Source organism: Streptomyces sp. W16 (genome assembly GCF_033194735.1).
In the GTDB taxonomy this organism is placed as follows: Bacteria; Actinomycetota; Actinomycetes; order Streptomycetales; family Streptomycetaceae; genus Streptomyces.
Map to the genome: position 1 here is coordinate 1 of NZ_JAWOAI010000495.1, position 7,106 is coordinate 7,106.

Sequence of the window (7,106 nt, forward strand, 5' to 3'; positions counted from 1 at the left end):
CGCGCCCGCCTCGGGCCCGCGCGCGCCCCTGCGCCGCCGCCTGGACGGCTCCCCGGTCGCCTCGGTGAAGCTCGCCTCCGGCTGCGACCGGCGCTGCTCCTTCTGCGCCATCCCGTCCTTCCGCGGTTCCTTCATCTCCCGCCGCCCCAGCGACGTCCTCAACGAGACGCGCTGGCTGGCCGAACAGGGCGTCAAGGAGATCATGCTGGTCTCCGAGAACAACACGTCCTACGGCAAGGACCTCGGCGACATCCGCCTCCTGGAGACGCTGCTGCCCGAGCTGGCGGACATCGACGGCCTGGAGCGCGTGCGCGTCAGCTACCTCCAGCCGGCCGAGATGCGCCCCGGGCTCATCGACGTGCTCACCTCGACACCGAAGATCGCGCCCTACTTCGACCTGTCCTTCCAGCACTCCGCGCCCGACGTGCTGCGCGCCATGCGCCGCTTCGGCGACACCGACCGCTTCCTCGAACTGCTCGACACCATCCGCTCCAAGGCCCCGCAGGCCGGCGTGCGCTCGAACTTCATCGTCGGCTTCCCCGGCGAGACCGAGGCCGACCTCGCCGAACTGGAGCGCTTCCTGAACGGCGCGCGCCTGGACGCCATCGGTGTCTTCGGCTACTCCGACGAGGAGGGCACGGAGGCGGCGACGTACGACAAGAAGCTCGACCAGGACGTTGTGGACGAGCGGCTCGCGCACATCTCGCGGCTCGCCGAGGAACTCGTCTCGCAGCGCGCCGAGGAGCGCGTCGGCGAGACCGTGCACGTGCTGGTGGAGTCTGTGGACTCCGAGGACGGCGCCTACGGCCGCGGCGAGCACCAGGCGCCGGAGACGGACGGCCAGGTGCTCCTCACGAGCGGCGAAGGCCTGAGCGTCGGCCGTATGGTCGAGGCGAAGGTGGTCGGTACGGAAGGTGTCGACCTGGTGGCCGAGCCGCTCCTGGGCTCGCTCGCGTGTAGTGAGGAGGCGGGCAGATGACCGGAGTCCCGGCATCGGCGGCGGGCGGCACCTCCAGCGCGAACGGCGCGCCCGCGAGCGCGGGTTCCGGTGCGGCCTCCGGTGGCGCCTCTTCCGGCGCGATGTCGGGCAACGTCTCCGGTAGTGCTTCGTCCGGTGCTGTCGAGTCCGGCGTGCCCGGTGGTCCGAGGCCGGCGCGCGCGAAGGTCGTCGCCGCCGCCGTCAACCAGGCGAGCGTCTGGAACATCGCCAACTTCCTGACCATGCTCCGGCTGCTGCTCGTCCCCGGCTTCGTCGCCCTGATGCTGGCCGACGGCGGGTACGACCCGGCGATGCGCTCGTTCGCCTGGGCGGCGTTCGCCGTCGCCATGATCACCGACCTGTTCGACGGCCATCTGGCGCGCACCTACGACCTTGTCACCGACTTCGGGAAGATCGCCGACCCCATCGCCGACAAGGCGATCATGGGCGCGGCGCTGATCTGTCTGTCGTCGCTCGGCGATCTGCCGTGGTGGGTGACCGTCGTCATCCTCGGCCGGGAACTCGGGATCACGCTGCTGCGTTTTGTTGTCATCCGGTACGGCGTCATTCCCGCGTCGCGCGGCGGCAAGCTGAAGACGCTCATCCAGGGCGTGGCCGTAGGGATGTATGTGCTGGCGCTGACGGGCTGGCTGGCCACCCTGAGGTTCTGGGTGATGGCGGCGGCGGTCGTTCTGACCGTGCTGACCGGGCTCGACTATGTGAGACAGGCCATTGTGCTGCGCAGGCAGGGAATCGCCGAGCGTATGGCGGCGTCGGAGGAGACGGAAGCGTGAGTTCCACGGCCACTGAAGTGGTGCGACTACTGACGGTGAGCGGTGCGACGCTCGCTGTCGCCGAGTCGCTCACCGGTGGTCTGGTTGCGGCGGAGATCACATCGGTGCCCGGAGCCTCCAAGGCCTTCCGTGGTTCGGTCACCGCCTACGCCACCGAGCTGAAGCACCAGCTGCTCGGTGTCGACGCGACCCTGCTGGCCGAGCGGGGAGCTGTAGACGCGCAGGTCGCGGCCCAGATGGCGGCCGGTGTGCGGAAGGCTCTGGGCGCCGACTGGGGCATCGCGACCACTGGCGTGGCGGGCCCGGAACCGCAGGACGGGCAGCCTGTGGGCACCGTTTTCGTGGCCGTGGACGGCCCCTCCGGACCGGATTCGGATGCCGCCGGTGGCGGGAAAGTGGCCGCGCTGCGGTTGAACGGCGGCCGGGCGGAAATTCGTAGAGAGAGTGTACGGAGCGTACTCGCGCTGCTTCTGGAGCGGCTCGTGAGCGAACAGACCGGGAATGAGCGGACACAGGATACGGAACAGAACGGGGGGTTTTGATGTTTGCAGCCCTGAGTGAACACGACATCGCTCCCCGCACGGCCGCGGCGCAAGGCGGTACGGTGGGGCGAGAAGGATGCGGCTACGCGGTCCGAGGAGGGAGCCACCGATGATTCTGCTCCGTCGCCTGCTGGGTGACGTGCTGCGTCGGCAGCGCCAGCGCCAGGGCCGTACTCTGCGCGAAGTCTCCTCGTCCGCCCGAGTCTCACTCGGCTATCTCTCCGAGGTGGAGCGGGGGCAGAAGGAGGCATCCTCTGAACTGCTCTCCGCCATCTGCGACGCGTTGGACGTACGGATGTCCGAGCTCATGCGGGAAGTGAGCGACGAGCTCGCTCTCGCCGAGCTGGCCCAGTCTGCTGCGGCCACCAATTCTGTGCCCACGTCGGTACGTCCGATGCTGGGTTCCGTGTCGGTGACCGGTGTGCCACCGGAACGGGTGACCATCAAGGCCCCCGCCGAGGCGGTGGACGTGGTCGCCGCGTGAGGCTCACGCTGGTGTAAGCCGATGAGACGCCGACCGGCGTCGAGAATGTGTGCGAGCCCCGACCGGGGCTTCTCCGGGGAGACCTGGAGAGGTGCGGTCGGGGTTTTTCGCGTTCCGGGCGCCTTTGTACGGCTGCGGTGGTCCGTTTGCCGGTGGGGCTCCGTGCGGTCATGGTTGAGGCGGGTGGTGCGTCCGTGTGCCGTCGATGCGCCCTCCTCGCGGGTGACCGCGGCGGTCTAGCGTCCGGCTGGAGGTGGTGACGGCCATGGCGGGGCGGATAGTGCGCTGGGGGGCTGCGCTGGGACTCGGGGCGCTGTGGTGGTGGGCCGTGCTGCGGCTCGCGCTGACGCCGCACGCGGGCGGACTGGAGGGGGCGGTCGCAGCCGGTGGGTGGGGGCTGAGTCTGCTCCCGGTGCACTGCATGCCCAAGGCGCGGGCGGCCGGAGCCGTGGCCACGGGACGCTGGAGGCAGGCATGGCGGATGCCCGTCATGCCGGTCGCCGAAGCGGTCTCCGCTACCAGGGCATCGCCACGCCCCCGTTCGGGCGGAGGATCTGACCCGTCGTGAACGACGAGGCGTCGGACGCCAGATGCAGCACGGCGTGGGCGATGTCCTCCGGCTCACCTACCCGGCCCAGCGGCGACAGCCGGGCCATCAGCGCTTCGGTACGGGCCTGCGCCTCGCCCTCGTGGTGATCGGTCATGGGCGTGCGTATCCAGCCCGGCGCGATGGCGTTGACGCGGATGCCGTGCCGGCCGACCTCGGTCGCCAGCGTCTTCGTCAGCTGGACGACGGCCGCCTTCGCGGCGCTGTAGCAGAGCAGCCCGGAGCCTCCGGTGTCGATCGCACCTGAGGCCATGGTGATGATGCTGCCCCTGGTGCCGCGATCGAGCATCAGCCGGGCCGCCTCCTGACAGGCGTACAGCACTCCCTTGAAGTTGACGTTCAGCACCCGGTCGAGATCCTCGTCCCGGGTCTCCAGCACTGTGCTGCTGTGCATGATCCCGGCGACCGCGGCCATCACATGCAGCTCCTCGCAGGACTCGACGGCCTGCCGGACCTGCGTGCGATCGGTGACGTCGAGATGGTGGGTGCGGGCGGTGCCGCCCTGGTCCTTGATCAGGGTCGCCGTCTCGTGCAGGCCCTGCGTGTCACGGTCGGCGCAGTGCACGACGGCACCCGCCTCGGCGAGCAGCACGGCGGATGCGCGCCCGATACCGCTGGCGGCGCCGGTGACGAAAGCGGTGCGTCCGGTGAGGTCGTACGCCTTGACGGGCATGCAGCGACGGTACGAGGGTTTCTGACGGGTCGTCAATTAGTCGTACGGTGCTGAGTTCCGCGAGGTGGGGCGGCGCCCGGCGCCGGTCCCACCTGGCAGGTCGGGCACCAGTAGGTGGGGCGCTCGCGCGAGCCGTCGCCCTGGTCGGCGGTGCGGACCGGGGTGTCGCAGCGCAGACAGGGGCGGGGTGCGCGGCCGTAGACGAACAGGTCGGGGGTGTGGTTCGGGGCGTTGTGCGTGAGGGTGCTTGTGGTGTTGCGGACGGGGCGGTCGCGGTTGGTTTCCAGGAGCCGCTTGGCGATGGCGGGGAGCTTCGCGGCGCGGTCGGCGGGGAGGGCGCCGATGGGGAGCCAGGGGGTGGCGCCCAGGAGGAAGCAGAGTTCGCTCTTGTAGATGTTGCCGATACCGGCCAGGTTGCGCTGGTCGAGCAGGGCCTCGCCGAGGGGGCGGGAAGGGTCGGCGAGGAGGTTGGCCAACGCCTGCTCGGGGTTCCAGTCGGGGCCCAGGAGGTCGGGGCCGAGGTGGCCGACGGCGCGGTGTTCGTCGGTGGTGCGGAGGAGCTCCAGAATGGGGAGGCGATAGCCGACGGCTGTGCGGTCGGCGGTGCCGAGGATCACCCGGATCTGGTGGGCCGGGCCGCCGCCGCTCCAGCGCTGACCGTTGGCGTACACCCGCCAGGTGCCGTCCATCCGCAGGTGCGAGTGGAGGGTGAGACCGCCCTCGATACGGGTCAGCAGGTGCTTGCCCCGGGGCGTGACGTCCAGGACGGTGCGGCCGGTGAGGTCCGCCGTGGCGTACTTGGGGACCCTGAGGTCGCTGCGGGTCAGCACCTTGCCCGCGAGGGCGGTGTGGAGGCGCTTCGCGGTCTGCCAGACGGTGTCGCCTTCAGGCATGCGTCAAGGGTGGCATGAGGTGGTGAGGGTCGGTTCGGTTCATGCGCGCAGGCGCAGGCCGCGCGGTGTCGCGATGAAGCCCGCTCCTTCCAGAAGGGTGCCGATGGGGGAGGTCAGGGCCGAGGCGCCGTTGACGCGCTCCACCGTGACCGTGCCGAGCGAACCGGCTCGGGCCGCAGCCGCGAGTGCTTCGGCGGCCCCTTGGAGGCGTGGGTCTTCGGTGGCCGTGGTGTCCGGCGCGGAGGGCCAGGCGAGCAGGGTCTTGCCGCCGCGCTCCATGTAGAGCGTCAGCTCGCCGTCGACGAGCACGACGAGCGAGCCGGCCTTCCGCCCCGGTTTGTGCCCGGCGCCGGTCGGCGGTTCGGGCCAGGGGAGGGCAGCGCCGTACGCGTTCGCCGGGTCGGCGGCGGCCAGGACCACGGCTCGGGCGGAGAGGGAGGGGCGGCGGGGGTGGTGGCCGGCGTAGGGGGAGGTGGTGTTGGTCCGGGGTGTCGGGGTGGGGAAGTCGCGGGGCGAGATGTAATCGCCCGGGGACGGGGGGTGGGGGGAGGGGGAGCCGTGGAGTCGTGAGGTGGGCCCGGCTGGTGTGCCTGTGTCGTCGAGGTCGTCGAGGTCGTCGAAGTCGGTGAACGGGCCGAAGGCGTCGGCGAAGTCGTGGACTGAGGAGGGGGTGGGTGCGTGCGGGTCGGATGCGGCCGGTCGACCGTGGTTGTCGGGGGCGTCGTAGGTGGTCGGGGCTGCTACCAAGCGGTCGGTGGAACCGGAGGCCGGCGTGGGTGAGCCGTCGAGGGCCCCGAAGCCGTACGGGTCGTTGTCCGTGGTGTCCGGTGTGGGCAGGTCGTCGCCCCGGTCGCGGGCGTTGGCGACCGCGCGGAGGCGGTCCACCGCCCCGTCCATCGCGAACTGGGCGGCGCCGAGCCCCTCCACGACATAGCCGCGCCGCGCCTGACCGCTCTCCTCGAAGACGGACAGGATGCGGTAAGTCGCCGAGAATCCGCCCTCCACGCCCTCCGCGGCGACCGCCCCCCGGGTCACCACTCCGTGCCGGTCGAGCAGGGTACGGGCCAGGGCATGGGCGCGCACGGTGGGGTCCGGTTCGTGGGCGGGGAGCAGGGACCAGCGGCCGGCGACGGTCGGCGGACCGGTGCGTGAGGCGGGGCGGGCGGCGGCGGTGAGAGAGCCGTAGCGCCCGCGCGGGACCGTGCGTTTCGCGCGGTGGGCGGTGGAGCCTGCCGTGCGGCCGGAGCCCAGCAGGGAGCGCATGGGGGTGAGCGTGTCGTTCGTGAGTCGGCCGGACCAGGCCAGGTCCCAGACGGCGTCGGCCAGTTGGGGATCGGTGACATCGGGGTGGGTCGTCGCGCGGACCTGGTCGGCGATCTGGCGGAAGAAGAGGCCGTAGCCGCCGGAAAGGGCGTCCAGGACCGACTGGTGCAGTGCTGTGAGTTCGAGCGGGTGCGGTGGCGGGAGGAGCAAGGGGGCCGCGTCCGCCAGGTAGAGGGAGATCCAGCCGTCCTTGCCGGGGAGGGAGCCTGCGCCCGCCCACACCAGTTCCCCGGCGGAGGTGAGTTCGTCGAGCATGGCCGGCGCGTAGTTCGCCACGCGGGACGGCAGGACGAGCTTCTCCAGGGCGGACGCGGGCACGGAGGCGCCCTGCAACTGCTCGACGGCGCGCACCAGTCCGTCGATACCGCGCAGTCCATGGCCCTTGCCGATGTGCTGCCACTGAGGAAGGAACTGCGCGAGCGCGGCCGGCGGCACCGGCTCCAACTCGTGCCGCAGCGCGGCCAGGGAGCGGCGGCGCAGGCGTCGCAGCACCGTCGCGTCGCACCACTCCTGACCGATCCCGGCCGGGTGGAACTCCCCTTGTACGACACGGCCGTTCGCCGCGAGCCGCTGCAACGCGCCGTCGGTGACCGCCACGCCCAGACCGAACCGGGCGGCAGCCGTGGCCGACGTGAACGGTCCGTGGGTGCGGGCGTGGCGCGCGAGGAGGTCGCCGAGCGGGTCCTTGACCGGTTCGGTGAACGCCTCGGGGACACCGACGGGCAGCGCCGTGCCGAGCGCGTCGCGCAGTCGGCCCGCGTCCTCGATCGCCGCCCAGTGGTCGGCACCGGCGATGCGGACCCGGATCGCG

At 71.5% G+C, this 7,106-nt stretch carries 8 protein-coding genes; 5 read left to right on the top strand and 3 right to left on the bottom strand.

What is annotated here, in order from left to right:
- From R6V09_RS41545 to R6V09_RS41565, 5 genes are all read left to right on the top strand, one after another.
- The coding region (locus R6V09_RS41545) for a MiaB/RimO family radical SAM methylthiotransferase (RefSeq protein WP_317886672.1) at window positions 1-979 on the top strand (979 nt) is incomplete at its 5' end.
- Complete coding sequence (gene pgsA, locus R6V09_RS41550) at window positions 976-1,773, top strand: CDP-diacylglycerol--glycerol-3-phosphate 3-phosphatidyltransferase (RefSeq protein WP_317886673.1); 798 nt, start codon at window positions 976-978, stop codon at window positions 1,771-1,773. The genes R6V09_RS41545 and pgsA, both read left to right, overlap by 4 nt.
- Window positions 1,770-2,315 carry a CinA family protein gene (locus tag R6V09_RS41555; RefSeq protein ID WP_317886674.1) on the top strand — a complete coding sequence of 182 codons (546 nt, stop codon included), beginning with the start codon at window positions 1,770-1,772 and terminating at the stop codon, window positions 2,313-2,315. Before pgsA ends, R6V09_RS41555 begins: the two co-directional genes overlap by 4 nt.
- 109 nt (window positions 2,316-2,424) lie before the next feature.
- Entirely contained in the window at window positions 2,425-2,799 is a 375-nt protein-coding gene (locus R6V09_RS41560; RefSeq protein WP_317886675.1) for a helix-turn-helix domain-containing protein, read from the top strand.
- 265 nt (window positions 2,800-3,064) lie between these two features.
- Window positions 3,065-3,367: a hypothetical protein gene (locus tag R6V09_RS41565; protein WP_317886676.1), complete on the top strand. Its 303-nt coding sequence runs from the start codon at window positions 3,065-3,067 to the stop codon at window positions 3,365-3,367.
- On the opposite strand, the gene R6V09_RS41570 is transcribed toward R6V09_RS41565, so the two are convergent.
- The 3 genes from R6V09_RS41570 to R6V09_RS41580 all read right to left on the bottom strand — a co-directional run.
- Entirely contained in the window at window positions 3,315-4,079 is a 765-nt protein-coding gene (locus R6V09_RS41570; RefSeq protein WP_317886677.1) for an SDR family NAD(P)-dependent oxidoreductase, read from the bottom strand. The genes R6V09_RS41565 and R6V09_RS41570 overlap by 53 nt on opposite strands.
- Window positions 4,080-4,111: 32 nt before the next feature.
- Window positions 4,112-4,972 (bottom strand): Fpg/Nei family DNA glycosylase, encoded by an 861-nt coding sequence (locus R6V09_RS41575; RefSeq protein WP_317886678.1) that lies wholly within the window; start codon window positions 4,970-4,972, stop codon window positions 4,112-4,114.
- Between the two features lie 39 nt (window positions 4,973-5,011).
- On the bottom strand, window positions 5,012-7,106 hold a 2,095-nt coding region (locus R6V09_RS41580), incomplete at its 5' end, for an Lhr family ATP-dependent helicase (RefSeq protein ID WP_442810248.1).

What these genes read in the sequence shown, in the direction of transcription:
- R6V09_RS41570 (WP_317886677.1), bottom strand. Translation starts at nt 4,079, where the DNA reads ATGCCCGTCAAGGCGTACGACCTCACCGGACGCACCGCTTTCGTCACC.
- R6V09_RS41560 (WP_317886675.1), top strand. Translation starts at nt 2,425, where the DNA reads ATGATTCTGCTCCGTCGCCTGCTGGGTGACGTGCTGCGTCGGCAGCGC.
- R6V09_RS41565 (WP_317886676.1), top strand. Translation starts at nt 3,065, where the DNA reads ATGGCGGGGCGGATAGTGCGCTGGGGGGCTGCGCTGGGACTCGGGGCG.
- R6V09_RS41575 (WP_317886678.1), bottom strand. Translation starts at nt 4,972, where the DNA reads ATGCCTGAAGGCGACACCGTCTGGCAGACCGCGAAGCGCCTCCACACC.
- pgsA (WP_317886673.1), top strand. Translation starts at nt 976, where the DNA reads ATGACCGGAGTCCCGGCATCGGCGGCGGGCGGCACCTCCAGCGCGAAC.